The sequence below is a fragment of the Polynucleobacter sp. AP-Feld-500C-C5 genome (genome assembly GCF_018882265.1).
Taxonomy (GTDB): domain Bacteria; phylum Pseudomonadota; class Gammaproteobacteria; order Burkholderiales; family Burkholderiaceae; genus Polynucleobacter.
This window is the reverse complement of record NZ_JACVOW010000020.1, coordinates 56,102-81,199: the sequence shown is the minus strand read 5'-3', so window position 1 is coordinate 81,199 and position 25,098 is coordinate 56,102. Positions and strand designations below refer to the sequence as shown.

Below are 25,098 nucleotides of genomic sequence, written 5' to 3'. Positions count from 1 at the left end.
AAAACTATTCTGGGTTGCCAGGTGAGTTGTTAAATTGCGCTTTAACAAAAAATATTAAGGTGATAGCTACGATGGCAATGGAGGCATATTGCAATGGCAGATTTAATTCGAGATCCATAATTTGGGTGTAATGCGCATAGATGGCTGCAACACCGCCAAGGGCAATCAAGCGAGGCCAAAGATTCTTGAGGGATAGTTGATTCTCTGGAACGTATTGTGCAAGTAGGGCGCCCAACATCCCACACCAAATGCCAACGCCTGCTCCGGCCAATACGTCTGTGAGCCAATGTGCGCCAACTGCGCTGCGCGATAAGCCTACTAATGCCGCAACCAAGAACAGCGGCAATAGATGGCTACGCTTCGCTCTGCTGGAGACAAAATACAGAGCACTGGCAATCGCGAAAGCCGTAAGGGTGTGACCTGATGGCAATGCTTTATGGAGCAGGGGCTCGCCAATGCGATAAAAACTACCATTCTCTAAAAGACCAGCTGGTCTTGGAAGATCAAACCCGTTTTTGAGAATTGTGCTGGCAATTGCGGAGAGGGCACCTGCAAATAAACCGGCAGTGAGTAAGCGGGGCGCTAAAAGGAGTAGCGGAAATGCCAATGCAAATATGCCCCAGCCATTTCCTAGAAAAGTGAGCCAGGCCCAAACTGTGTCAGGCAATAACTGGGTAAGATGATTAATGAATAAAAAGCTACTACTTTGAAATTCCCCAAAGTAAATCGCTGCAGCAAGAGCGATAGGAGCAAGCGGGACAAACCAAGCTAGTTTGGGGATTACTGTCTTGCTCATCCAGCTGAACGACCTTTTGCTCTATCCGCTTCTTGCAATTGAACAGTCACTTTATCCAATACTTGCGCAACCGAAATGGCTTGCATGCAGACATTATCTTGACAAGGTGTTTTGCGATGATTAGCTGCGCTCACACAAGGTGAGCAAGCAAGATTGGCGGTGATTGCAATAGAGTTACCAATAGAGCCGTAGAGGGCGGGCGTCTCTGGTCCAAACAGAACCACTGTTCTGAGTGGTGTCACTGCAGAGAAGTGACCTGGGCCAGAATCATTGGTCACCATCACATCAGATAGCGTGTACAGCGGTGGCAATTCAGTAAAGGTAACTTGGCCTGCAAAGTTCAGAGCATTTTTAACGTTGGCAACAGAGCGCACTTTATCGACATAGACAAATTCAGTAGGGGAGCCCGTAATCAGAATTAAATCGTTTGGATAGCACTGGTTTACAGCTTGAATGAGCTCCGAGAAGCGCTGTTGCGCCCAGCGACGTTGTGGCAAGAGATCGCTAGCATTCGGATTAATCAAAATGAGGCGATTTTTTCCATAGGTATAGGGAACGCCGGCTTCAGCAGCTTTCTTTTCAATCCGAGCAAGCACTTTTTTCATAACATCTGGATGGATGATGGCTTGCTCAAGTTTGACTTCAGAATCCGGAATCTGAATTTTGCTAAAAGGCACTTCAATCTCTTTTGCAAAAGCTGCATGAATTAAAGAGAGAAAGTTTTTAGTAATGTGAATGTGCGGGTTGTAGTGCACCTTGCGGGTAAGCATGAAGCCACGCCATAAACCTTCCCCGTGAAAAATGTGATAACCCACGCGATGACGAGCACCACATAGTCCAGTGAGAAGGGCAGTAAAGCGTGAGAAGAGCTCAAGATCGATCACGGTATCGATGCGATGCGCACGGGCAACCAGCAAAAAGCGCAAGGTGTCTTTAATTAATCCACCTAAGCTCGAAGAGTCAATCGTGAAAATGTTTTCTGGCTTAACCGTATTTAAAAGGTTGAGACTAGCGCGATTGCTCTTGAAGATTAAGAAAAATAATTCAGCGCCACGCGCTTGTGCATTGCGCATCGCTGGGTCAACCAAGATGGCGCTCCCCATTTCGGAGAGTTCGATAAACAGTAATTTCTTGGGAGTTTTTGGACCACGGCTAAAAATTCTTTTTACACCATCTATCAATACCACTAATGGGCTGGCAATTGCGCAAAGGGGTACTCCAACCCAATGATCAATGGCACGCATGGTATTGACGCTAATAGTCATAATTTTGCTCTGAAAGAATTATTTTCGTTTTAGTAAAAAGTAAGCACCCGGCAGGACTGAGATCACAGTAATTGCACCATAGCTTATAGAGGCTAATACGGTAAGTGAAGGGTTAACGCCCCATAGTGCTAGCACAGACGATAGAGTTGCTTCACGCAAGCCCCAGCCAGAAATACTAATCGGGAGCATTAACAAAAGACTTAATGCGGGCAGGCCAATCATCAGGCTAGAGATTGGCGCTTCAGCACCATAGGCTCTCAGGCAACAACCAAAAGCCAAAATAATGAAGCCATGAATGGCGATTGCGAAGAGTGCTTGTGCAATATTCATCGGCCAGGAAAAGGCCAAACGAATACCAGGCATAGCGTTGTTCATACGCAGGCGGTCAAGTAAGTTTTGCAGTAGTTGACGGGTTGGCGCCCAAGCCAATACCAAGGCGATGATTAGCCCTGCTAACACCATGACGGCAACAACGGCGTAACCTAAATCTTGTCCCCAGGCAGCAAGCGTAGCGCCACCGAGAATTAAGCCTAAGCCACCGAGTAAATTGTTGCCTGCTAAACCTAAAAAGCGATCCACTAAAACCATCGCAAAGCTGAGGCGCAGTTTTGCAGGGGCATGCTCTAAATCAACAGAGTGATGAAGCTCTTTATCAAGCTCTTGTGTTTCAGTGAGATTTCCGGTGCTGTTGAGATGCGTTGCGGTGATGGCGCGATAACTATCTCCTCCTAGCGTACTTGGTAGTCCTTGGTTAATGAGTCCGCCAGCAAAATAGAGAGCGATATAAGTTTTGAAGCCACCTTGAAAACCCACACTTCGCATTAAAAATCCCCAACGCAGACCGCCACAAATAAACGCGCAACAAATCGCCACTCCTGCAGCTATTAGCCAAGCTGGTTGCATCTTGATTTCAGAATCAAGGAGGGTATGCCAGTCGATTCCGCTGGTGGCTTTCCAAAGCAGGGCGATGGATAGCAAAATGCGAATGGTCGGCCAGGCGCGTTTTAGCAATGATTTCCACCCAGATTGGGCTTTTGGGGTGGACTGGGGCAGTGAACTCATAGGCGTAAGGATAATGCTTTGGGCGCCTAAGGTCTTGAATTTGGGTGAATTACTTCGCTAAACCAGTGCCTTGCCAGTTGCTGCAAAGGCTAAAGTCAAATTTAGACAAGATTTGTCCAAATCGCACAATTTCTAGAGTATCCAAAGCTTCGCAGCGTTCAAAGGCAGACTGCTTACCAAGCGGGGGTGCAAAAGACATTCCCGACCAATTTATGAGGATGATGTTTGCCCCACGGGGCAATTGCCCAAACCAGAGATCAAACTGGTCTTGACGTTCATCCAAAACAAACACTGGAAGCGGTTGGGCATACCAAGCGGTGCGACTACCTAAAGTCCAATTTTGAACGGCGATCCCACTCGCTTTTGTTGCTTGCCTTAATTCAGCAGCCTTTTGACCTGCTAGTTTCCAGCCATAGAGATCTGCAATCGGGTTGGATTTGATAGCTACTGAATTCATGCCACCAGACAGAACATAGGTAAATCCAATACAACAGAGTACAACTTGTACGATGAATAAAATTCGAATGAGCTGATGACGTTGAGTGGACCATGCTTTTGCTAAGCCAATGCCTGCAAATGGCGCCAGACAAAACCATGCAGGCGATGTCCAGTGTGGTAATCCGCCACCACCAGAGAGACTTGTAAAGATTACAAAAGGAATCACAAAGAATCCTAGTAAGGCTAATAAAGCTAGTCTGGTGCCGTGAATACAATGTTTAATAAAAAGGTAGGCACCTAAAATGAGTAGGGGTCCATAGACCACCACTTGGATAGCCAGGTAGCCACCAAATCTGCGCCAGAGCCAAACACTGCCAGCTCCATGAGCCACTTGATATTTAAATGAGATCCAGTCATGAGTCCAATTCCAATATAGAACAGGACTAATGAGTAGAAGAGCAACAATTGCAGCAAGCCAAAAACCAATTTTGTTAATCCAAGGTTTTCTAGGACTACTTAAAAAAATCAGCAGCAATGCCATTGCAGTAAACACGGCAGTATATTTACTGAGCCCTGCTAATCCAAGTAATACTCCAGTGATAAGCCAATCAGCAATGCTGAAGTGATCTTTCATTAACCAGCGTATTGCCATCAACATCAGACCTAGACTCAGCGGAATGAGTAAGCTGTCGGGTAACAAGCCAATTGCTAATACATGTGGCATTGGTGCCGCAATAATGGCTAGTACTGCCATGAGTCCGCAAGTGTTAGACGAAGGTAGTGCACTTGTCAGATATCCAGCGTTACGTCCTTGGATAAAGTGATGCACCTCCAAAGTCACTTGATAAACCAAGAAACAGGAAAGTACCCAGAGCAGCTCTGGGATCAATCGAATAATGCCTTCGGAGGAGGTGAGTGCTACTAGTGGCCACTGAATCCAGCCAACGAGTGGCGGATGATCAAAATAGCTCCACGCTAGGTGCTGTGCATACAGTGCGTAATGCGCTTCATCAACCGAGAATTCAATCGCAAAGCCTAGAGCAAAGTGCACCACTGCTGCAATACAGATGCAGATTGCAGCCCAGCTAGAGGGAGATTGTCGGCGCATACTTTGATTTTAGACTTACTTAGGTCAATAATTGGGACAATTAGCCCATGCCCAAGCTCCTTTCCCTTTTCTTCATTGTCTGCATTGCGCTGGCTCTAACGGCTTGCGCAGGGCTGGGTGGCGGGTCAGTGCAAAATGAGTCAGGGCAGGCTTTTAATGTCGCTCAAATTCCTGCACAAGATGAGTTGCCAAAATTTTCGGCGGAGACTCCGCGCGATGGGATGCCTAATGGCTGGAATTTCTATCGCATTGCTCCTTATAAAAAGAATACGGTTTATCGCCTAGAAACTTACCAAGGCAAAACTGTTTTGAGTGCCAACTCCAAAACCTCTGCTTCAGGGTTGGCGGTGAAATTGCGCCCACGTCAAGCAAATAATTTATGGTTACAGTGGGAATGGAAGGCTTTAGGCGCTTTGCCTGATGCTGACAATGCTGAGAGTTATCAAGATGATGCGCCCTTAAGAATTTTGGTCGCCTTTGATGGCAATAAATCAAAACTTTCTTTAAAAGAAAAAATGACATTTGAGATGGCCAATCTCATTAGCGGTCAAGAAATGCCATACGCTACTTTGATGTATATCTGGTCAGGTAAGTCTCCTATCGACACGGTCATTACCAATGCGCATACCTCGCGTATCAAAATGATTGTGGTGGATTCTGGTTGGGAAAATTTAGGAAATTGGCACAAACATCAACGTGATCTTGCTGCTGATTACAGACATGCTTATGGTGAGGCTCCTGGTGAAGTCATTGGGATTGCCTTATTAACCGATACTGATAATACAAAGTCAGAAACACGCGCTATTTATGGCGATATTGAGCTCATTCGTAAAATCCCCAAATAAGGATTGCTTACGCGTGAGAGGGACGCCAGCGTTTTAGGAGCAAGGCGTTACTCAGAACGCAAAAGCTCGAGAGTGCCATGGCACTGCCGGCGAGCATTGGTGAGAGATAGCCTAGTGCTGCCAACGGAATTCCGGTGGAGTTGAAGATAAAAGCCCAGAATAAGTTTTGCTGAATCTTTCTCCAGGTTCTCTTGGAGATATCAATAGCATCCGCCACCAAAGTGGGATCTCCACGCATCAAAGTAATGCCTGCAGCCTGCATTGCAACATCAGTACCGGTAGACATGGCCATACCAACATCTGCTGTTGCGAGAGCGGGAGCATCATTGATGCCATCACCTACCATCGCCACCCAATGACGATCACCATCTTTTTGAGAGGATTGCAGTTTCTGAATAATATCTGCTTTGTTGCTTGGCATCACCTGCGCAAAGACTTCATCGATCCCGATGGACTGACCCACGCGATTTGCTGCCGCAGTGTTATCACCCGAGAGCATCACGGTACGAATGTGCAGTTGCTGTAAAGAAGCGATCGCCTCTTTGGCATTCGGTTTGAGTTCATCACCAAAGGCAACGATCGCAATCGGAGACGAAGTAGCTTCATTCATGAGCACAGAAACAGTCTGCCCTGCATCGAAACACACTTGTGCTTTTTGAATAATGTCTGCTTGATGTGGATTTGCATCTAGTGAGGCAACACTTTGTAAGCAGAGGCTTTGCCCCATCCAACTACCAGCACTCGGTTTACCGCTAATGCCAATACCTGCTAGCGCCTTACTTTTCAAGGGTGGTATTGGGCTGACCCCTTTTTGTTTAGCTGCATCTAGCAAGGCTTTAGCTAAGGGATGCTCGCTGCCCAATTGCAAGCCTGCAGCACTCGCTAAGATGGCATCTTCATCTACAGAATCAGTAAATGAAATGATATTGAGAAGCCTGGGTTTACCAATCGTGAGAGTACCTGTTTTATCAAACGCAACAATACTTAAGCGGTGTGCTAACTCAAGTACTTGAGGGTCTTTAATTAAAATACCAAAGCGCGCTGCAATACCAGTTCCTGCCATGATGGCTGCAGGTGTTGCTAAGCCAAGAGCGCAAGGGCAAGCAATCACTAGGACAGAGACTGCTCTCAGTATGGCAATCGATGCAGAGTCCAGGTAAAACCAATTTACCAATCCAGTGATGATGGCAATCACAATCACGCTCGGTACAAAGATTGCACTGACTTGATCTACTAATTTTTGAATGGGCGCTTTTTGGGTTTGCGCATCTTCTACTAATGAAATGATTTGGGAAAGAACACTTTCTACGCCAACAGCTTGCGCCTCAACCACCAGTAAGCCTTCGCCATTCAGTGATCCACCAATGACTTTTGCACCCAGTATTTTTTTAACTGGCTCACTTTCTCCGGTCAGGAGCGATTCATCTACATGGCTAGATCCAAGCAAGATGAAGCCATCTACAGGAATGCGCTCCCCAGGTAAAACCAATACACGGTCTTTAGGGAAAACCTGCTCTAGAGGGAGATCGCGATATTGGTCGAGTGGAACACCCTCTGCGATATCAATGCTAGGGTCAAGGACTTTTGCATGCTCTGGCCAAAGTTTTTGTAGTGCTCGTATCGCTTCACTAGTTTGTTGCTTTGCACGAGCCTCTAACCATTTTCCTAGAAGCACCATACAAATAATGACAGCAGACCCCTCCAAATAGAGCTCATGAACTGCATGCGGTGAAGTCAGCATTTGAGATACGCTCAAACCATAAGCAGCACTTGTCCCAATGGCAACTAGTAAATCCATATTGCCAACGCCTGACAGGAGTGCTTTAAAACCAGACTTATAAAATCGCCACCCAAGCCAAAATTGCACTGGACTTGCTAAGAGCAGTTGCCATTTGGGAGATAGCGCCCAATGAATCCCAAAGGGCATCAACAGCATTGGCAAGATGAGTGGAGCTGATAAAGCAAAACTCAGTAACACTCTACCCAGACCATCTGACCCCCAAAATGAATGCGAGGGTTTTATCTCTGCACTTGAGTGGGGATTGCTCAAGCGCGCTTCATAACCGGTTTTATTCACTGCCGCAATAACCTCAGCAATGTTGCTAGGGGATGATGTATTGAGGCGAATTCTGGCTTGCTCAGTTGCTAAATTGACGCTGGCAGCTTCTACTCCAGGGATCTGATGAAGCGCCTTTTCAACCCGCCCAACGCAAGAGGCACAGGTCATTCCACCAATATCTAAGGTAAAAAGCTCAGAACTCATCTCTTTTAGGGTGTTCATATGGAAGATAATCTACTTCATGCCAATTAAATTCAATGCAAAAAGGTTGATATGTTGAGTCTTAAAGTATCCGGAATGACCTGTGGGGGCTGTATTAATGCCGTAACGAGGGCAATTCAAGCTCAGGATCCGCAAGCTACAGTACAGGCTGATTTGCCATCTCAGATGGTCAATCTAGAAACTTCCTTATCGGCTGCGCAGGCCAGTCAGATCATTACGGAAGCAGGTTTTCCGGTTATTCAATAATTACCAAGAGATCCATAAGCACCTGCTCAGCAAAGTTTTGCTGGTGCGGTTAATCTACTTGATGTTCCAAAAATTAATTAAAGCAGTTCTGAAAATGTATTCAGAGCTACTGAGCATAGGAGAAAGTAGTGTCAGTTACTGTAGAAGCTGTACAAGGAGCCCTTAAGGGCTTGCTTGATCCCAATACAAAGATCGACTTTGTAACAGCTAAAAACCTCAAAAATTTGCGTATTGAAGATGGCGATGTTTCGTTCGATATTGTTTTGGGGTATCCCGCTAAAAGTCAATTTGATTTGATTCGTAAATCCGTTATCAATGCTGTGCGCGCATTGCCTGGGGTTAAAAACGTCAGCGTGAATGTGAGCAGTCAGGTTGTCGCGCATGCTGTGCAACGGGGCGTTAAATTATTGCCGGGCGTGAAAAATATTATTGCTGTTGCGAGTGGTAAGGGTGGAGTTGGTAAATCAACCACTGCTGTGAATTTGGCATTAGCGTTAGCAGCTGAAGGTGCGCAAGTCGGAATATTAGATGCCGATATCTATGGGCCAAGTCAGCCCATGATGTTAGGTATTACCGGTAGACCAGAATCTGTTGAAGAGAATACGATTGAGCCAATGGAAGGTCATGGCTTGCAAGCTAGCTCTATTGGTTTCTTAATTGAAGAAGATGCACCAATGGTATGGCGTGGTCCTATGGTGACTTCTGCTTTGGAGCAACTGCTGCGTCAAACCCGCTGGCGTGATCTAGATTACTTGATTGTTGATATGCCACCAGGCACTGGTGATATCCAGTTGACCTTATCGCAAAAGGTGCCTGTTACCGGCTCGGTCATTGTGACTACGCCGCAGGACATCGCACTGTTGGATGCTCGCAAAGGTTTAAAGATGTTTGAGAAAGTCGGTGTGCCGATCATCGGCATTATTGAAAATATGAGTACTTATGTTTGCACTCAGTGCGGTCATGAAGAGCATGTTTTTGGTAGTGGTGGCGGTGAAAAAATGTGCAAAGAGTATGGCGTTGATTTCTTGGGTTCATTGCCACTGAATTTATCGATTCGTGAACAGGCAGATGCTGGCCGTCCAACTGTGGTTGCTGACCCGGATGGAGCCATTAGTGCAATCTATAAGAACATCGCAAGACAAGTCGCTATTCGTGTTGCTACTCTGTCAAAAGATATGAGCAGCAAATTTCCGAACATTGTGGTTCAGAACACCTAAGGCGCTGGGTACTTATGCGCTTTGCAGTGCTAATGCGTAAACAAAATATGGATAACCCATGGGTGTCATACCGATGGGTTCCTCAGGAAGTGCTCCCTGATTTTGGACAATTCAATGCCAATCAAAATAGCGCTATCTCAGGGCAGTTCTTGGGTCGTGATGCCGAGGGTGAATCTTGGTTATTCACCGGCTTTGAATTAAATCTTTTTCCTGATGAGGCTGAAGGCTATTACCTGAATGTTTCTGCAACAACACCCGCATGGTTTGTGATGTGGCGCTTGGAAGAAGAGATTGATCGCTATATTGATGCGCAATCACTTGAGATGGCTAAAGCGGAAGTCACTATTGCCGTTCCTCATCGTATCTGTGTGAGCTATAACGAAGCAGCGCGATTGCTTGATGGGGGAGAGTCAGTGGACACTGTTCCCATGAATGATGAGCATGCCTCTTGGCTGCAAGAGTATGTCAATGAAAATTATCGACCTGAGCCCAAAAAACGGCACAAGCCAGCATCATTTAAAGGCGCCGAGCGCTCAGCGGAGGAATGATGGCAGATGGTTTTCTAAGTCGCTGGTCACGCCGTAAGGCAGGCAAAGAGGATGAAGTAGCGGAGCAACAAAAAGAAGCTACTCAGCCACTAGCTCAGACAAATGCAGAAATGAATGCGCCAGATCCTGAGGTGCCACCGCCACCGACTTTAGATGATGTCGAAAAGATCGATCGCTTTGCGCCGGACTTTTCTGCATTTATGAAACCGGATGTTGATCCTGCTGTTCAGCAGGCCGCTCTTAAGAAGATGTTTACTGATCCCCATTTCAATGTGATGGATGGTCTAGATATCTATATTGATGACTATTCCAAGCCGGATCCTTTACCACCTGGCATGCTAGAAAGAATGGTCCAAAGCGATATGCTTAATCTCTTCAAGAAGAGTAGTGATGAAGCTGATCAAAAGAAAGGGCCCGCTGGGATTACTAAAGCAGCAGAGCCTGATCAAGCCACTTTAGGGGCTCCCACACAAAGTGATTTAACATCCACTCAAATCCAAGCGCAGGAAAAATCTGCCAGTCTGGATGAAATGCCGCTTGCGTCAGAGCAGAAAAAAACCTAAGAAGGTTGTCAATGAGTCAAAAATTAGTCTGTAACTGTAATGGCACGATGCCTTTGGATGCGAAGGCTTTGGGTGTTTCAGTACATCGTTCCTTATGTCGACAGGAAGTCGGATCTTTTTTAAAAGCCCTGGATGGTTCTGACTCTCTAGTCGTAGCTTGCACGCAAGAGGGAGCACTCTTTGCTGAATTAGCAGAGCAATCTGAAAAGCCTTTGGTGGCGCCATTGCGCTTTGTCAATATTCGCGAAGTTGCCGGTTGGACGCAAGAAGCAAAATTATCAGGACCTAAGATTGCGGCACTTTTGGCTTTGGCTGATATGCCCGAAGCTGAGCCTGTGCCTGTGGTGAATTATGAAAGTCAGGGAAGATTGTTATTAGTAGGCCCTGGATCTCAGGTCTTACCTTGGGCAGAAAAGCTTGGCGCTTCTTTGGATATCTCTGTGTTGTGTACCGAGTCGGGTGATTTGCCTTTAGTGCGCAACTATCCCATTTATACCGGCGTAGTGACTAAGCTTGAGGGCTATCTGGGTAATTTCTCAGTAGATTGGGATTTACAAAACCCAATTGATCCGGAGATGTGTACTCGTTGCGGGGCTTGCGTTGAAGTCTGCCCTGAAAATGCCATTGATCTCTCATTTCAAATTGATTTAGACAAATGTAAATCCCATCGAGACTGTGTGACCGCCTGTGCCAGTATTGGCGCCATTGCATTTGATCGTGTGGAACGTAAACGCAGCGCCGAATTTGATTTGATCTTGGATTTACGCGCAGATCCAAAAATGCCGATGAGCCAAACTCCTCAGGGCTACTTTGCTCCTGGTAAAGATCCTCTTGATCAAGCATTAGTTGTAAATCAATTATTAGAGATGGTGGGTGAGTTTGAGAAGCCTAAATATTTTGCCTACAACGAAAAAGTTTGTGCCCATGGACGCAACGGTAAAGTAGGCTGTAGTGCCTGTATTGATGTCTGCTCTACCGGTGCAATCCGTTCTATCTTTAAAAATGGGCAAGGTAGCGTTGAAGTCAATCCTAATCTTTGCATGGGTTGTGGTGCTTGCTCGACTGTATGCCCATCGGGGGCGATGCGCTATAACTATCCAAGCGTGCCGCATCAAGGTAAAGAATTAAAAACCTTGGCTAGCGTTTTTCATGCTGAAGCCAAAAAGCTCAATCAATCAGTCGCCCCAAGCTTGCTCTTACATACCTTGAAGGCTGGCACTCGCATGATTGATGGCTTGGGCCGCTCCGCGCATGTGATGCCAAAACAATATGAAGGACTGCCATCATTTGTTATTCCTTATGGCATAGAACATATTGCCTCTACTGGCTTAGATCTCTGGTTAGGGGCTTTAACCTACGGCTTTGCTGAAGTCATCATGCTATTGAGTGGTGATGAAGATCCGGCTTATCGTGCCGCTCTTGAAGAGCAGGCTCAATTAGCGAATGCCATTTTGCAAGCCTATGGCTTTGAAGCGCGCATTCAATTGGTAATGGCTGATTCTGTAGACGATCTTCAAGGTCTATCAAAAGCCATGGGCACGCTGTGTCAACGGGGCGCTCTGGATGTCATGTGCACCCCCGCCAGTTATGGCCTCTCCAATCAAAAGCGTGAAACCTTAGAAGCTGCGCTAGAGCATCTACAAAAGCAAGCAAAGACACCATTGCCTGAGTTGGGCGTGGCTTTGCCAAACAATTCTTTATTAGGTGGTCTGGCAATTAACAAAGACGCTTGCACTTTATGCATGTCTTGTGTCAGCAGCTGTCCGGAGGGCGCGCTGCTCGATAATCCTGATGAACCCATATTGTCGTTTATTGAGAAGCATTGTGTGCAATGTGGCATTTGTGCGCAAACTTGTCCCGAGCATGCTCTCACCTTAATGCCACGCCTACAAACAGTTGAGCAACGGAAACAGAAGGTGGTGCTGAATGAAACGCTTGCGTTTCATTGCATCAGTTGTGGAAAGCCCTTCGGTACGGCGAAGATGGTTGATCTCATGCTGACTAAGCTTGGTGCTCATGGTGCCTTTGCTGGAGCGGCAATGGATAGATTAAAGATGTGTGGTGATTGTCGAGTAGTGGATATGGTGAAAAAAGAAACATGAGCGAAAAAGAGAATGCATCAACTGAAGTAGGTGATGTAGGCCTGCCAGAGGATTTGGCGAGAGCGGATCTTTATGGTCTGATCGCCAGATTTTTTCATTTGCCACCAGATCAAGAGTTGCTTGATCAAATTGTGGCTACTGCAGACCAGCAGGATGCAAGCGATGAGGCGCCTTTGGCCAAAGCCTGGATGGATGTTGTTGAGGTAGCCAAGAACAATCCAGCCAAAGCTTGGCATGATGAGTTTGATCTGAACTTTATTAGTGTAGGCAAGCCTAATGTGGTTCTTAATGGCTCTTTCTATATGGCTGGTCATTTAAATGAAAAGCCCTTGGTCAATATTCGTAAAGCACTGGAGGAATTTGGTCTTGAGTCGGCCGAAGAGGTTACTGAAACCGAAGACCACGTCTCAGCACTTTGTGAGGTGATGCGTTATTTGATTGCGGGTGACGATGTAGAGATATCAAACCTTACAAATCAAAGGGTTTTTTTCAATGCGCATATTCGCCCTTGGTTTGAGGACTTATGTGATGCGATTGAAGACATTCCCGAGATGCATTTGTATCGTCCAATCGCCGCGCTAACCCGAGAATTCCTAGCGATTGAGGGGCAAAGTTTTGACATGATTTAATGTTGCATTGCAATAAAGGGAAAGCCCTAGTTAGCCCTACAAGTCATATAAGTGTCAAAAATGCAAATACGAATTACACTTGACGAATATCAAGAATAACCAAATAGGAGCATGCCATGAGCACGAAATCCAAAGTTGTATCTAGCGAAGAAAATAAGCCATCTCGCCGTAACTTCTTTATTGGTGCAGGCGCTGCAGTAGGTGCAGTTGCCGTAGCCTCCCAAACCTCTATTGGTAAGGCGGTTATTCAAGAAATTGGTAGCACTGTAAAAGATCAGAGCAAAGGCCAAACGATTACTGCGCACATGCGTAAGTATTACGAAAGCACCATGCTCTAAAGACTTGATTTCAGCTGATATTGATTAATCGTTATTAAATAAAAAACTATCCCAGGGACAACATATGAGTCTGACTCGTAAATCAAATACCCCCCAAAGCAGTCGTTCCACATCACACTTGATTGGTAGCTTATCGCGCGGTCTAAAAGCAGCGGTGCCGACGATGGATCGTCGAACATTCCTAAAGCGTTCAGGCGTCGGTGTCGGTGCTGGTATAGCTGCGAGCCAGTTGACGATGGTTCAAAAGGTCTCAGCCGAGCAAAGTAAAGCGATGCTGGACGGCAAAGGTAAGATCGAAGTCAAAAGAACCATTTGTACCCATTGCTCAGTTGGCTGCGCTACCGATGCTACTGTTGAGAATGGTGTTTGGGTTCGTCAAGATTCTGTTTTTGATTCCCCAATTAATATGGGCGCCTACTGCGCAAAAGGGGCTTCATTGCGTGAGCATGGTCACGGTGACTATCGCCTGCGTTATCCAATGAAGCTGGTGGATGGAAAGTATCAACGCATTTCTTGGGATCAAGCGCTCACAGAAATTACTGCTCAGATGAAGAGTATTCGCGAGAAGTATTCTCCAGATGCGATGTTCTTTATTGGATCATCAAAGCACAACAATGAACAGGCCTACTTACTGCGTAAGTGGGTCTCTTTCTTTGGTACCAACAATACAGACCATCAGGCGCGTATCTGTCACTCGACCACAGTTGCTGGGGTAGCCAATACCTGGGGTTATGGCGCGATGACCAATAGCTATAACGACATGATGAATGCCAAGGCAGCCATGTATATCGGCTCCAACGCTGCTGAAGCTCATCCTGTATCCATGTTGAGTCTTTTGCATGCCAAGGAAAATGGTTGCAAAGTGATTGTGGTTGATCCACGTTACACCCGTACTGCTGCTAAGTCAGATCAGTATGTTCGTATTCGTTCAGGTAGCGACATTCCTTTCTTGTTCGGCGTTCTGTATCACATCTTCAAAAACGGCTGGGAAGATAAGAAGTACATCAACGACCGCGTTTACGGTATGGATGAGATCCGCAAAGAAGTGATGGAAAAGTGGACGCCTGCTGCAGTTGAAGAGGCTTGCGGTGTTCCAGAGGCACAGGTTTATCAAGTAGCTAAGACTATGGCAACAAATCGTCCGAGTACAGTTGTTTGGTGTATGGGTCAAACCCAGCACACCATTGGTAATGCAATGGTGCGTGCCTCCTGTATCTTGCAATTGGCTTTAGGTAACGTCGGTAAGTCTGGTGGCGGTACTAATATTTTCCGCGGCCACGATAACGTTCAAGGTGCAACTGACGTAGGTCCTAACCCAGATTCATTGCCTGGTTACTATGGCTTGGCGGCAGGTTCATGGAAGCACTTCGCAACAGTGTGGGGTGTTGATTACGACTGGATTAAAGGTCGCTATGCACCAGACATGATGGAGAAGTCAGGTACTACTGTTTCTCGTTGGGTTGATGCTGTTCTTGAAAAGAACGACATGATTGATCAGCAGACTAATGTGAAAGGTTTGTTCTTTTGGGGCCATGCTCCAAACTCACAAACTCGCGGCTTAGATATGAAGCGTGCGATGGATAAGTTGGATCTTTTGGTGGTAGTGGATCCTTATCCAAGTGCAACCGCTGCAATGGCTGCAATGCCATCAGCAGAAGGTCAAGCCGTTAATAAGAATCGCAATGTCTATTTGTTGCCAGCAGCAACCCAGTTTGAGACTTGTGGCACTGCTACTGCATCAAACCGCTCATTGCAGTGGCGTGAGAAAGTGATCGATCCATTGTTTGAATCTGTTCCTGACCATGTGATCATGCAAGCTTTTGCTGATCGCTTAGGTTTTGGTCAAGAGCTATCCAAGAACTACAAGATGCTCAGCACTAAATTTGCTGGTAAGCAATGGAAGGAGCCGCAGATTGAAGATATCCTGCGCGAAATTAATCGTTCTGTCTGGACGATTGGTTACACCGGTCAAACGCCTGAGCGTCTCAAAGCACACATGAGAATGGTTGCAACATTTGATCCGAAGACCTTGAAGTCTCGTGGTGGAGTTGATCCAGTGACTGGGTACGACACAACAGGCGACTACTATGGCTTGCCTTGGCCTTGCTACGGCACAGCCGCAATTAAACATCCAGGTTCACCAAACCTCTATGACACCAGCAAGAGTGTGATGGAGGGTGGTGGTAACTTCCGCGCGAACTTCGGTGTTGAGCGTGAAGGAGTGAGTTTGTTAGCCGGGGATGGGTCTCATTCCAAGGGTGCTGCTATTACTACTGGCTACCCAGAGTTTGACCACGTCTTTGTGAAGAAATTAGGTTGGTGGGATCAGTTAACCGAAGATGAGAAAAAACTCGCTGAAGGTAAAAACTGGAAGACCGATTTGTCTGGTGGTATCCAACGCGTTGTGATGAAGAACGGTTGCCATCCATTTGGAAATGCCAAAGCGCGGGCAGTTGTTTGGAACTTCCCAGACCCAGTTCCAATTCACCGTGAAGCGCTTTACAGTACCAACGCACCGATGATGCGCAAGTATCCAACTTCTGCAGACAAGAAGAATTTCTGGCGCTTACCAACTCTCTATAAGACTGTTCAAGATCAAAACTTGAACGAGAAGTTATATGAGAAGTTCCCAATCATTCTGACTTCTGGTCGCTTGGTTGAATACGAAGGTGGTGGTGATGAGACCCGTTCTAACCCATGGTTGGCAGAACTCCAGCAAGAAAACTTTGTGGAGATTAATCCTAAGGCTGCAGCAGATCGCGGCATTAAGAACTGGGATTATGTTTGGGTCAAGTCGCCAACTGGCGCCAAGATCAAAGTACGTGCATTAGTTACTGAGCGCGTTGACCAAGGAACTGCTTTTGTACCATTCCACTTTGGTGGGTGGTGGCAGGGCGCAGACTTGCGTAAATATTATCCAGAGGGCGCTGCTCCAATCGTGCTAGGCGAGGCGGTTAATACTGCGACTACATATGGTTATGACCAGGTGACGATGATGCAAGAAACTAAAACCACCATGTGCCAAATCGAAAAATTTGCCTAAGTTAAAAAATAAAGTCAGGAGAACACAATGGCAAGAATGAAATTTATCTGCGACACAGAACGATGCATCGAATGCAACGGTTGTGTCACTGCTTGTAAGAACGACAACGAAGTACCTTGGGGTGTAAATCGCCGCCGTGTAGTTACGGTAAACGATGGCATTATCGGCCAAGAAAAATCAATTTCAGTGGCCTGTATGCACTGTACTGATGCTCCTTGTATGGCAGTGTGTCCAGTCGATTGCTTCTACCGTACCGATGAAGGTGTTGTGCTTCATGACAAAGATATTTGTATCGGTTGCGGTTACTGCTCTTTTGCATGCCCGTTTGGCGCCCCACAATTTTTGAGTCAAGGTGCTTTCGGTACTCGTAGCAAGATGGATAAGTGCACATTCTGTAGTGGCGGTCCAGAAGCGAATGGCAGCGTTGCTGAATTTGAGAAATATGGCCGTAATCGCTTGGCAGAAGGTAAGTTACCTCTCTGCGCTGAAATGTGCTCTACCAAGGCTTTGATTGGTGGTGATAGCGATATTATTTCTGGCATCTTCAATAATCGTGTTGCTACTCGTGAGAAGAATGGCAAGTACGCTGGCTCTAAGGCTTTTGGTTGGACTACTGCTTATGGTGGTCCAGACACACCAGCGCCAACTCCAACGCCTGCTGCAAAAATTCCAGGAGCGAAATAATGAAATTTAATTTCAAAACTCTCGGTTTGTGTTTTGCAGCAGCAACGCTGTTAGCAGCTTGCTCTGAGCCGCCAGAAATTGCAGCAAAAGCTGCTAAGCGACCTGATGTTGCACCATACATGGGTGCGGACAATGGCTTCATGACCAAAAACTGGACCCCAAAAAATCAAGCCAGTTGGACTGAGTCGATTGACAAGCGTAACCAAGGTCAAAACGAATACAGTCGCGTTAAGTGATCAACTAAATAACAATAAATAAAACGAAAACGTTTAAGGATATGTGTATGAAACGATCATTTTCTAAAGTTCTACGCACTTTGGCGATGGCTGCAGGTTTGTCACTCACTCTGGCGAGCGGCATGAGCTTTGCTGAGCGTGGGCCAATGGCACCCTTGCCTTCGCCTAGCGGGGTGGATGTTCCACCTGCGTCTGTGCCAGCAAATCCGAATAGCTTGGCTAATGGTACGCAAGCGCAAGCTCAGCCAGCTAACCCATCCATCTTTACTTCTGCGAATAGCGACCCATATAACTATGTCAGCATTCCAGACAAAGAAGCTAGTGTCCTGATTCAGCGCTCTGGTGAGCAGTGGCGCGTGATTCGCAATGGAGTGATTACCGTCTTCGGTGGCTGGCTATTGGCGATTGCTTTCTTTGGCATTGCAGCTGTCTTTATTATCAAAGGCCCAATCAAATTGCATGCGCCGTTATCCGGGCAAAAAATCAAGCGTTTTAATGGCTTCGAGCGCTTCACTCACTGGGTGATGGCGATTAGCTTTGTTGGACTTGCTTTCACTGGCATGTTGATTTTGTACGGAAAGTATTTCGCAATGCCTTTAATGGGTGGCGCTGCATTTGGGTCATTCTTGATGGTTTGCAAGAATATCCATAATTATTCTGGCCCGCTGTTTACACTGAGCATCATTATTTTCTTCCTGTTGTTTGCTACCAGAAATATTCCTGGCGAAGGTGATCTTAACTGGCTCATGTCATTTGGCGGAATGCTTGGTGGAAAGCATCCGCCCGCAGGTTTCTTTAACTTTGGCGAGAAAATTTGGTTCTGGTTTGGTATGACTTTCTTGGGCTTAGTGATCTCTGCATCTGGTCTTGTGCTAGACATGATCGTGCCATTTATGCAAGTTGAATACATTCGCGGCACGATGCAGATTGCCAACATTATTCACGGCGGTGCGGCAGTTCTGATGACTACGATGGCCATGGGTCATATTTATATTGGTTCAATTGGTATGCAAGGCTCCTCAGACGGCATGATGTCTGGCTACGTTGATGCTACTTGGGCTAAGGAGCATCATGAGCTTTGGTACAACAAGGTTAATAAATAAGGACAAAGCCATGAAAAAGATCATTGCTTTAATATTCTGCGCGCTAACTAGTGCATCAGTGATGGCAACATTGCCACCATTAACTCCTGAGGCACAAGAAGCTGCCACTTTGGCGAAAGCTAAAACTGCTTACGGCGATAGAGTAGGGGCATTTCAACTCTGCCAAGCTCAAAATCGAGTGGCTGAACGCTATAAAGTATCTGGAACTGCTGCACCTGCAGCTTGTGTAGCGCCGCCACCGTTTGTGGCGCCAGTTGCTGCAGCAGCTGCACCTGCGCCCGCCGCACCTGCAGCAAAGTAATTGATTAGCCTCTAATCAGCTAGCAATTCTTGATGTAAGTAACGCTTCGCTGCTGATGTTTGAGGATTTGAAAAGAAGGGGCCTACGGGTCCCTTTTCTTTTATCTCGCCTTGATCAATAAAGAGGATGTACTGCGCAAGCCTTTGTACTTGTGCGAGTTGGTGCGAGGAAAAAATCACATCAGATCCTTGTTGATTAAATTCTCGAATGATGTCTTCAACTTGCTCGGTGGCGCTAGGATCGAGGTTTGCAGTGGGTTCATCTAGCAACACCAAATTCGGTTTTTGCAAAATAGCTCTACCAAGGCACAGTTTCTGTCTTTCGCCAGCCGATAACTTGTGTGCTGGGCTAGCACTTAAATTCTTGAGCCCCACCCGCTCAATCACTTGATCAATCTCACTCAAAGTGATTGCAGAATCTGCATCTCTCACCAGGCTGATATTGGTTCTAGCTGAGGCTTTAATCATGGGTGTGTGATGTAAAACCAATGCGGTCTTATTTCTAAAGGAATAGTTCATTGTTCCGGTATCAGGCTTGATTAGGCCATCGAGTAGTTTTAAGAGCGTAGTTTTACCAGCCCCGTTTGGCCCTATGCATGCTGTAATCCGATCGGCCGGAATGATGGCATGAGGTATGTTGAGAATGGTTCGACCATTACTAAGGACAGTAATGTCTTTCAGTTCAATGTACTTTTCAAATTGCTCTGTCAAATCAGCCATAGCGACGCTCCACCATTTGACGAACAATAAAAGTAAATAGGTTTGCAATCAATACGATTCCCAGCAACACGATGCCTAAAGCAAGTGCCAATGGTAAGTCGCCTTTACTGGTTTCTAGTGCAATTGCAGTAGTCATGGTTCGAGTCGAGTTTTGAATATTGCCGCCCACAATCATGACTGCCCCTACCTCGGAAATTGCTCTGGCAAGACCAGCTAGCACGGCAATGGTCAGCGAAAAGCGGCAGTCCCAGATGAGCCACTGATAGCGAGATAGTAGTGGCAGACGTAAGCTCATAAATGAATCCCGATGAATCTTCCAGGAATCTTCCAGAATTTGCCTGCTTAAGGCTGCAATTAAGGGTGTTGTTAGCAGTGTTTGGGCCACAATCATGCCCTTGGGTGTGAAAAGCCATCCCCACGTCCCTAAAGGCCCTGTACGAGAGAGAAGCAGGTAAACAATCACCCCAATAATGACCGTGGGTACACCCATGAGGGTATTGAGGGTCACGATCACGGTTTTCTTGCCAGTAAATTCTTCGGTCGCTAAAAGGGCGCCGATTGGAAGTCCAAACAGAACCCCAAAGAAGAGGGCAGTCAAACTGACCTGTAGGGAGACCAGGACGATCCCTAGCACTCCACCGTCTAGGTGGGCAAGAAGTGCAAAGGCATCTGAAAAAGCGTTCAACATGCGGTCGATTCTATCAAGGCAATGGCAAAATGAGTTTAATGAGACTCATACCCCTAATTTGTGACTTATGGCTGAAGTAGTCTGCCTCTGCAACGAGGTCTTGGATATTGACCTGCGCGAATACCTAGACACCCATCCTATCGACTCGATTGATGAGTTGAGGGACCAAGCATCTATTTGTAATAAATGTATGCAGTGCCAAGAGCTGGTGGAAGGTGAGATCTATTTAGCTCGCGTACGTCGCCAGCGCGCAGCAGGGCAGAGTGAATGACCAAAATTAAAGTTAGTCGTTTTACGGTGATGAGTATGAATGTGCATAAAGGTATATCACCTCTGCATCGCCATTCCACTATTTATCAGTTGCGTCAAAAGATGCGAAGTCATCATCCGGATTTATTGTTTCTTCAAGAGCTGCAGCAAGAGCATCGCGGTAGAATTCGGCGATTTGGTCAATGGCCTCTTACTGAGTTAACCCATTTCCTCTCTGAAGATTTTTGGCATGACTGGCACTACGGTAAAAATGTGGAATATCCAGATGGTCATCACGGTAACGCGATATTGTCAAAACACCCTTTGCATAAGGGTAAAAATTACGATATCTCTGCCTATCGTTTTGAGAGGCGTGGACTATTGCATAGCGTGATTCAGTTGGGTAATGGAAGCTCAGAGATCCATTGTTTTTGTGTGCACCTCGCTTTATTTGAACGGGGTAGGGAACGTCAATTAGAAGAGATTATTCGTTATATTGGAGAATTGACGAATGACGCGCCAACGATTGTTGCTGGCGACTTTAATGACTGGCGTAACCGTGTGAGTGCCCCTATGCGGCTTGCAGGGTTTGAAGAGGTGTTTGAAGTCTTAACGGGCACACCAGCAAAGACCTTTCCTAGCGTGAAGCCCTTATTACCCATGGATCGCATTTATGTTCGTGGACTCAAGATCCATTCAGCAGAAATTTTGCATGAATGGATGAAATTGTCTGATCATTTGGGCATTGCAGCAGAACTGGAACTGATATGAATGACCTACTAAGCTTATTTTTAAAACATACATTTGAGCTGAACTTGAATTGGCTACTCTTCGCCCATTTTTTCTTGGTCACTTATTTTATTGGCGTCATTATTGCGGTGAGAAGGCCAGTTGGCGTTGCCTTTGCCTGGATCTTTATTGTGATGACTTTTCCAGTGTTAGGAATCGGTTTATATGTCCTGATTGGTGAGCGTCCGGTAGGTCGAAAATTAACGCGAAAAATTACTCGCATGAATCGTGAATATGAAAAGATCACTGAGAACATGCGTCAGCAATACGCCAAGGATAGGCTGGGGATGCCTTTAGAGGACAGAGCTTTAAGCCTTTTAGCAGAGGCTAAGAATGGCTCTCCGGTTGTGGCTGGTAACAAGCTTGAGCTGCATACAAACTCTCTCGAAATTTTGCAATGCTTTATTGACGAGATTAATGCAGCTAAGAAAAGTCTTCACCTCGAGTTTTATATTTGGGCTTTAGGTGGAGATGCAGACCGTGTTGGAGAGGCTTTAATCGCTGCTGCCAAACGTGGCGTGTCATGTAAAGTGCTATTAGATTCTTTAGGTAGCTCTGCTTGGTTTAAATCTAAATGGCCAGCGCGTTTTCGCAATACTGGTATTCAAGTAACGGAAGCATTACCAATTCAGGTGGGGCGCTTTCAGTTTCGACGGGCAGATCTGAGATTACACCGAAAAATATTTGTCGTTGATGGCTCCATCGTGTGGACAGGTAGTATGAATATGGTGGATCCACGCACTTTTAAGCAAGACTCAGGGGTGGGTGAGTGGGTTGATGCCATGGTTCGAGTGGAAGGTCCAGTAGCAGCACAGTTTGAACTGACTTTCTCATTTGACTGGAGCGTTGATAACCCTAAGATTACGCACTTCAATGATAGAAATCCTCCCGCAGCGCCGTTTGAGGGGGCTGCCATTGCGCAAGAGCTTGCATCAGGCCCCGTATATCGGGATGATATTTTGTATCAAGTGTTGCTCTCGGCCATTATTGATGCCCGTGAAGAATTAACCATTACGACTCCTTACTTTGGTCCAGACGATGGTCTCTTGCAGGCCCTCATGGCCTCTGCAAGACGAGGTGTGAAAGTGACCCTGATTGTTCCCAAGTTGAATGACTCGACCTTGGTTGCCTGGAGTAGTAAAAGCTACTACGCTGATTTATTGCGATCGGGGGTGCGGATTGCAGAGTTTCGCGGGGGATTGCTACATACCAAGAGCTTATTAGTGGATAGCAGAATTGCTGTCTTTGGATCAGTGAATTTTGACCAACGCAGTTTGCGTTTGAACTTCGAGATTAGCTTGATTGCCTATGACAAAGATTTCTGCGCCAAGCTGAACCAACTAGTGCAGTCTTATTTAAACGAATCGGATTTCATAGACATGACGACTTGGGCGAAGCGACCACGTTGGCATCACTATCTCGAGAATGCCGCCCACCTCACATCGCCGCTACTTTAAATTGCTCCGCTTGCACGCATATTAGCGATTTCAGATTCCGCTATACCCAGCTCTTTGAGGATGGCGTCAGTATGTTGCCCTACCGATGGCACGGGGTCCATTCGATATTCGTAGCTGTCATTTAAGCCCGGTGGCAGCAGTGCGGGGATTTGACCATTGGGGGTGTTTACTTCTGTCCAACGATGGCGTGCCTTTAATTGCTCGTGCTTCCACAAGCCTTCCATATCATTTAGATGGGCATTCGCAATCTGCGCCTGCTCTAAGCGAGCAATTAACTGTTCAGAGCTGAGTTTGCTAAAACAGGCGTTAATGATTTCTAGTAATTCAGCGCGCTTTTCATTACGTTTGAAGTTTTTATCGAAGCGCTCATCTTTGGCAAGCGCAGGATTTTCGAGTACGGTCTCGCAGAACTTCGCCCACTCGCGTTCATTTTGAAGACCCAGCATGACGGTCTTGCCATCGCCCGCTTTAAAGGGGCCGTATGGATAAATTGTGGCATGCGATGCGCCATTTCTAGAGGGTGGATTAGCCCCCTTGTAGGCGTAATACATTGGGAAGCTCATCCATTCGCTTAAAGCTTCTAGCATCGAGATATCAATGACAGTACCTTTACCAGTCTTACTTCGTTGCAATAGCGCGGCCAAAATATTGGTGTAGGCATACATGCCGGCAGCAATATCTGCGATGGAGTTACCGGCTTTGCTCGGCGTCTCAGGCGTACCAGTAATCGATAGAAAGCCAGCCTCACTCTGAATTAAGAGGTCGTAGGCTTTTTTATCGCGATAAGGACCATCGTTACCGTAGCCAGAGATGGCGCACAAAATCAAACCGGGGTTATCTTTTTGCAAGGCTTCTGCAGTCAGTCCCATGCGGGCTGCTGCACCAGGTGCCAAATTTTGAATGAAGACATCAGCAGTCTTTAATAAATTCTTCAATACGGCAATTGCTGATTCTTGTTTGAGATCGAGCGTCAAACTCTCCTTTGAGCGATTGACCCATACAAAGTGAGATGACAGTCCCTCGACTTGTGTGTCATACCCTCTGGCAAAGTCGCCATCACCAGGGCGTTCAATCTTAATGATGCGCGCTCCTAAATCGGCTAGCTGACGCGTGCAGAATGGTGCCGCAATCACATGCTCTAGCGCAACAACAGTAATTCCGTCTAAGGGGCGAACGCTCATATCAAAGGCCTATTAGCAGAATCAGAAAGATCTTGGTAGGCCAAGAACGTGCTCAGCAATATAAGAGTAGATCAAGTTTGTTGAAATCGGGGCTACTTGATAAAGACGAGTTTCTCTAAATTTACGCTCTACATCGTATTCATTTGCAAAACCAAAACCACCATGGGTTTGGAGGCAAACGTTGGCCGCTTCCCAAGAGGCTTTGGCAGCGAGGTACTTTGACATATTAGCTTCAGGACCACAGGGCTGATGACTGTCAAAGAGTTCGCAAGCCTTAAAGCGCATTAAGTTGGCTGCTTCTGTTTCGATATAGCTATCAGCAATCGGAAATTGAATACCTTGGTTTTTGCCGATCGGGCGATCGAATACTACGCGATCATTGGCATAGCGACGTGCACGATCGATAAACCAGTAGGCATCACCAATACATTCAGCAGCAATGAGCACACGTTCTGCATTGAGGCCATCTAATATGTATTTAAAACCTTGACCTTCAGTACCGATGAGATTTTCTGCAGGAATTTCTAGGTTATCGAAAAAGACTTCGTTGGTTTCATGGTTCACCATATTGGCGATAGGTCTGACTTCCATGCCCTTACCAATAGCATCTTTGAGATTAACGATAAAAATCGACATCCCTTCAGATTTACGTTGTACTTCATTAATAGGGGTGGTGCGCGCCAAGAGAATCATGAGGTCTGAGTGCTGGATACGAGAAATCCAAACCTTCTGACCATTCACGACATACTTATCACCTTTTTTGACTGCAGTTGTTTTGAGCTTAGTGGTATCGGTACCTGTTGTTGGTTCAGTCACCGCCATGCTTTGTAAGCGCAACTCACCACTGGCAATCTTCGGTAGATACATTTTTTTCTGAGCTTCACTACCATGGCGAAGTAGCGTACCCATGTTGTACATCTGACCATGGCATGAACCAGAGTTGCCACCAGAAAAATTAATTTCTTCCATGATGACAGAGGCTTCTGCCAAGCCCAATCCGGAACCACCATATTCTTCTGGAATCAGTGCGGCTAACCAACCTGCTTCAGTCATCGCTGTTACAAATGCCTCTGGATAGCCACGTTCGTGATCAATCTTTTGCCAGTAAGCCGAATCAAAGCGATTACAGAGGTCGCGTAAGGCTTCGCGCATATCTTGATATTGATCAGGCTTGGGAATGGGGTGATTCATGAATCTCTCGTTTTATAAG

General features: G+C 46.3%; 25 protein-coding genes. 16 read left to right on the top strand and 9 right to left on the bottom strand.

Annotation, left to right across the window (positions count from 1 at the left end):
* Positions 1 to 4 precede the first annotated feature (4 nt).
* The 4 genes from ICN21_RS03885 to ICN21_RS03870 are packed head-to-tail and all read right to left on the bottom strand — an operon-like array spanning position 5 to position 4,669.
* Positions 5 to 796: a phosphatase PAP2 family protein gene (locus ICN21_RS03885; RefSeq protein WP_216176863.1), complete on the bottom strand. Its 792-nt coding sequence runs from the start codon at positions 794 to 796 to the stop codon at positions 5 to 7.
* The gene (locus tag ICN21_RS03880; RefSeq protein ID WP_216176861.1) at positions 793 to 2,061 is read right to left on the bottom strand and encodes a glycosyltransferase family 9 protein; all 1,269 of its coding nucleotides are present in this window, start codon (positions 2,059 to 2,061) and stop codon (positions 793 to 795) included. The genes ICN21_RS03885 and ICN21_RS03880 overlap by 4 nt, the downstream gene beginning before the upstream one ends.
* A gap of 18 nt (positions 2,062 to 2,079) precedes the next feature.
* Complete coding sequence (locus tag ICN21_RS03875; protein ID WP_216176859.1) at positions 2,080 to 3,123, bottom strand: lysylphosphatidylglycerol synthase transmembrane domain-containing protein; 1,044 nt, start codon at positions 3,121 to 3,123, stop codon at positions 2,080 to 2,082.
* 49 nt (positions 3,124 to 3,172) lie between these two features.
* Entirely contained in the window at positions 3,173 to 4,669 is a 1,497-nt protein-coding gene (locus ICN21_RS03870) for a glycosyltransferase family 39 protein (RefSeq protein ID WP_216176858.1), read from the bottom strand.
* A gap of 47 nt (positions 4,670 to 4,716) precedes the next feature.
* On the opposite strand from ICN21_RS03870, the gene ICN21_RS03865 reads away from it, so the two are divergent.
* Positions 4,717 to 5,514, top strand: a complete 798-nt coding sequence (locus ICN21_RS03865; RefSeq protein ID WP_215295235.1) for a DUF3047 domain-containing protein — start codon at positions 4,717 to 4,719, stop codon at positions 5,512 to 5,514.
* Between the two features lie 7 nt (positions 5,515 to 5,521).
* On the opposite strand, the gene ICN21_RS03860 is transcribed toward ICN21_RS03865, so the two are convergent.
* A complete protein-coding gene (locus ICN21_RS03860) occupies positions 5,522 to 7,795 on the bottom strand; it encodes a cation-translocating P-type ATPase (protein ID WP_216176856.1) in 2,274 nt (757 codons plus the stop codon).
* A 51-nt stretch (positions 7,796 to 7,846) separates the two neighbouring features.
* Between ICN21_RS03860 and ICN21_RS03855 the strand changes: the two genes are divergently transcribed.
* The 12 genes from ICN21_RS03855 to ICN21_RS03800 all read left to right on the top strand — a co-directional run bounded on the left by ICN21_RS03855 (position 7,847) and on the right by ICN21_RS03800 (position 18,805).
* Complete coding sequence (locus ICN21_RS03855; RefSeq protein ID WP_216176854.1) at positions 7,847 to 8,041, top strand: heavy-metal-associated domain-containing protein; 195 nt, start codon at positions 7,847 to 7,849, stop codon at positions 8,039 to 8,041.
* 128 nt (positions 8,042 to 8,169) lie between these two features.
* Positions 8,170 to 9,258 carry an iron-sulfur cluster carrier protein ApbC gene (gene apbC / locus ICN21_RS03850; RefSeq protein WP_216176852.1) on the top strand — a complete coding sequence of 363 codons (1,089 nt, stop codon included), beginning with the start codon at positions 8,170 to 8,172 and terminating at the stop codon, positions 9,256 to 9,258.
* A 32-nt stretch (positions 9,259 to 9,290) separates the two neighbouring features.
* Complete coding sequence (locus ICN21_RS03845; RefSeq protein WP_251369958.1) at positions 9,291 to 9,806, top strand: DUF3305 domain-containing protein; 516 nt, start codon at positions 9,291 to 9,293, stop codon at positions 9,804 to 9,806.
* On the top strand, positions 9,806 to 10,369 hold the full coding sequence (locus ICN21_RS03840) for a DUF3306 domain-containing protein (RefSeq protein WP_255534194.1): 564 nt from the start codon (positions 9,806 to 9,808) through the stop codon (positions 10,367 to 10,369). Before ICN21_RS03845 ends, ICN21_RS03840 begins: the two co-directional genes overlap by 1 nt.
* A gap of 11 nt (positions 10,370 to 10,380) precedes the next feature.
* A complete protein-coding gene (locus tag ICN21_RS03835) occupies positions 10,381 to 12,471 on the top strand; it encodes a 4Fe-4S binding protein (protein WP_216176849.1) in 2,091 nt (696 codons plus the stop codon).
* Positions 12,468 to 13,100, top strand: coding sequence for a molecular chaperone (locus tag ICN21_RS03830; RefSeq protein WP_216176848.1), 633 nt, complete (start codon positions 12,468 to 12,470; stop codon positions 13,098 to 13,100). The genes ICN21_RS03835 and ICN21_RS03830 overlap by 4 nt, the downstream gene beginning before the upstream one ends.
* 116 nt (positions 13,101 to 13,216) lie before the next feature.
* Positions 13,217 to 13,438, top strand: coding sequence for a hypothetical protein (locus tag ICN21_RS03825; protein ID WP_215295218.1), 222 nt, complete (start codon positions 13,217 to 13,219; stop codon positions 13,436 to 13,438).
* Positions 13,439 to 13,502: 64 nt separating this feature from the next.
* On the top strand, positions 13,503 to 16,481 hold the full coding sequence (locus ICN21_RS03820) for a formate dehydrogenase subunit alpha (protein ID WP_216176847.1): 2,979 nt from the start codon (positions 13,503 to 13,505) through the stop codon (positions 16,479 to 16,481).
* A 27-nt stretch (positions 16,482 to 16,508) separates the two neighbouring features.
* Positions 16,509 to 17,165 (top strand): formate dehydrogenase FDH3 subunit beta, encoded by a 657-nt coding sequence (fdh3B, locus tag ICN21_RS03815; protein ID WP_216176846.1) that lies wholly within the window; start codon positions 16,509 to 16,511, stop codon positions 17,163 to 17,165.
* Entirely contained in the window at positions 17,165 to 17,401 is a 237-nt protein-coding gene (locus tag ICN21_RS03810; protein WP_216176844.1) for a hypothetical protein, read from the top strand. Before fdh3B ends, ICN21_RS03810 begins: the two co-directional genes overlap by 1 nt.
* A gap of 47 nt (positions 17,402 to 17,448) precedes the next feature.
* Complete coding sequence (locus ICN21_RS03805; protein ID WP_216176842.1) at positions 17,449 to 18,504, top strand: formate dehydrogenase subunit gamma; 1,056 nt, start codon at positions 17,449 to 17,451, stop codon at positions 18,502 to 18,504.
* A 10-nt stretch (positions 18,505 to 18,514) separates the two neighbouring features.
* Entirely contained in the window at positions 18,515 to 18,805 is a 291-nt protein-coding gene (locus tag ICN21_RS03800) for a hypothetical protein (protein ID WP_216176840.1), read from the top strand.
* 11 nt (positions 18,806 to 18,816) lie between these two features.
* On the opposite strand, the gene ICN21_RS03795 is transcribed toward ICN21_RS03800, so the two are convergent.
* Positions 18,817 to 19,524, bottom strand: a complete 708-nt coding sequence (locus tag ICN21_RS03795; RefSeq protein WP_216125228.1) for an ATP-binding cassette domain-containing protein — start codon at positions 19,522 to 19,524, stop codon at positions 18,817 to 18,819.
* Positions 19,517 to 20,212 (bottom strand): ABC transporter permease, encoded by a 696-nt coding sequence (locus ICN21_RS03790; protein ID WP_215295205.1) that lies wholly within the window; start codon positions 20,210 to 20,212, stop codon positions 19,517 to 19,519. Before ICN21_RS03790 ends, ICN21_RS03795 begins: the two co-directional genes overlap by 8 nt.
* A gap of 67 nt (positions 20,213 to 20,279) precedes the next feature.
* Between ICN21_RS03790 and ICN21_RS03785 the strand changes: the two genes are divergently transcribed.
* From ICN21_RS03785 to cls, 3 genes are read left to right on the top strand one after another with little or no spacing between them, the layout of a single operon-like run.
* Complete coding sequence (locus ICN21_RS03785; RefSeq protein ID WP_215318347.1) at positions 20,280 to 20,483, top strand: hypothetical protein; 204 nt, start codon at positions 20,280 to 20,282, stop codon at positions 20,481 to 20,483.
* A complete protein-coding gene (locus tag ICN21_RS03780; protein WP_216176838.1) occupies positions 20,480 to 21,232 on the top strand; it encodes an endonuclease/exonuclease/phosphatase family protein in 753 nt (250 codons plus the stop codon). The genes ICN21_RS03785 and ICN21_RS03780 overlap by 4 nt, the downstream gene beginning before the upstream one ends.
* Positions 21,229 to 22,707 (top strand): cardiolipin synthase, encoded by a 1,479-nt coding sequence (cls, locus tag ICN21_RS03775; protein ID WP_216176836.1) that lies wholly within the window; start codon positions 21,229 to 21,231, stop codon positions 22,705 to 22,707. The genes ICN21_RS03780 and cls overlap by 4 nt, the downstream gene beginning before the upstream one ends.
* On the opposite strand, the gene ICN21_RS03770 is transcribed toward cls, so the two are convergent.
* Together ICN21_RS03770 and ICN21_RS03765 are read right to left on the bottom strand one after the other, a co-directional pair.
* On the bottom strand, positions 22,704 to 23,888 hold the full coding sequence (locus tag ICN21_RS03770; RefSeq protein ID WP_216176834.1) for a CaiB/BaiF CoA-transferase family protein: 1,185 nt from the start codon (positions 23,886 to 23,888) through the stop codon (positions 22,704 to 22,706). The genes cls and ICN21_RS03770 overlap by 4 nt on opposite strands.
* 21 nt (positions 23,889 to 23,909) lie before the next feature.
* Complete coding sequence (locus ICN21_RS03765) at positions 23,910 to 25,079, bottom strand: acyl-CoA dehydrogenase family protein (protein WP_215295195.1); 1,170 nt, start codon at positions 25,077 to 25,079, stop codon at positions 23,910 to 23,912.
* Positions 25,080 to 25,098: the final 19 nt, after the last annotated feature.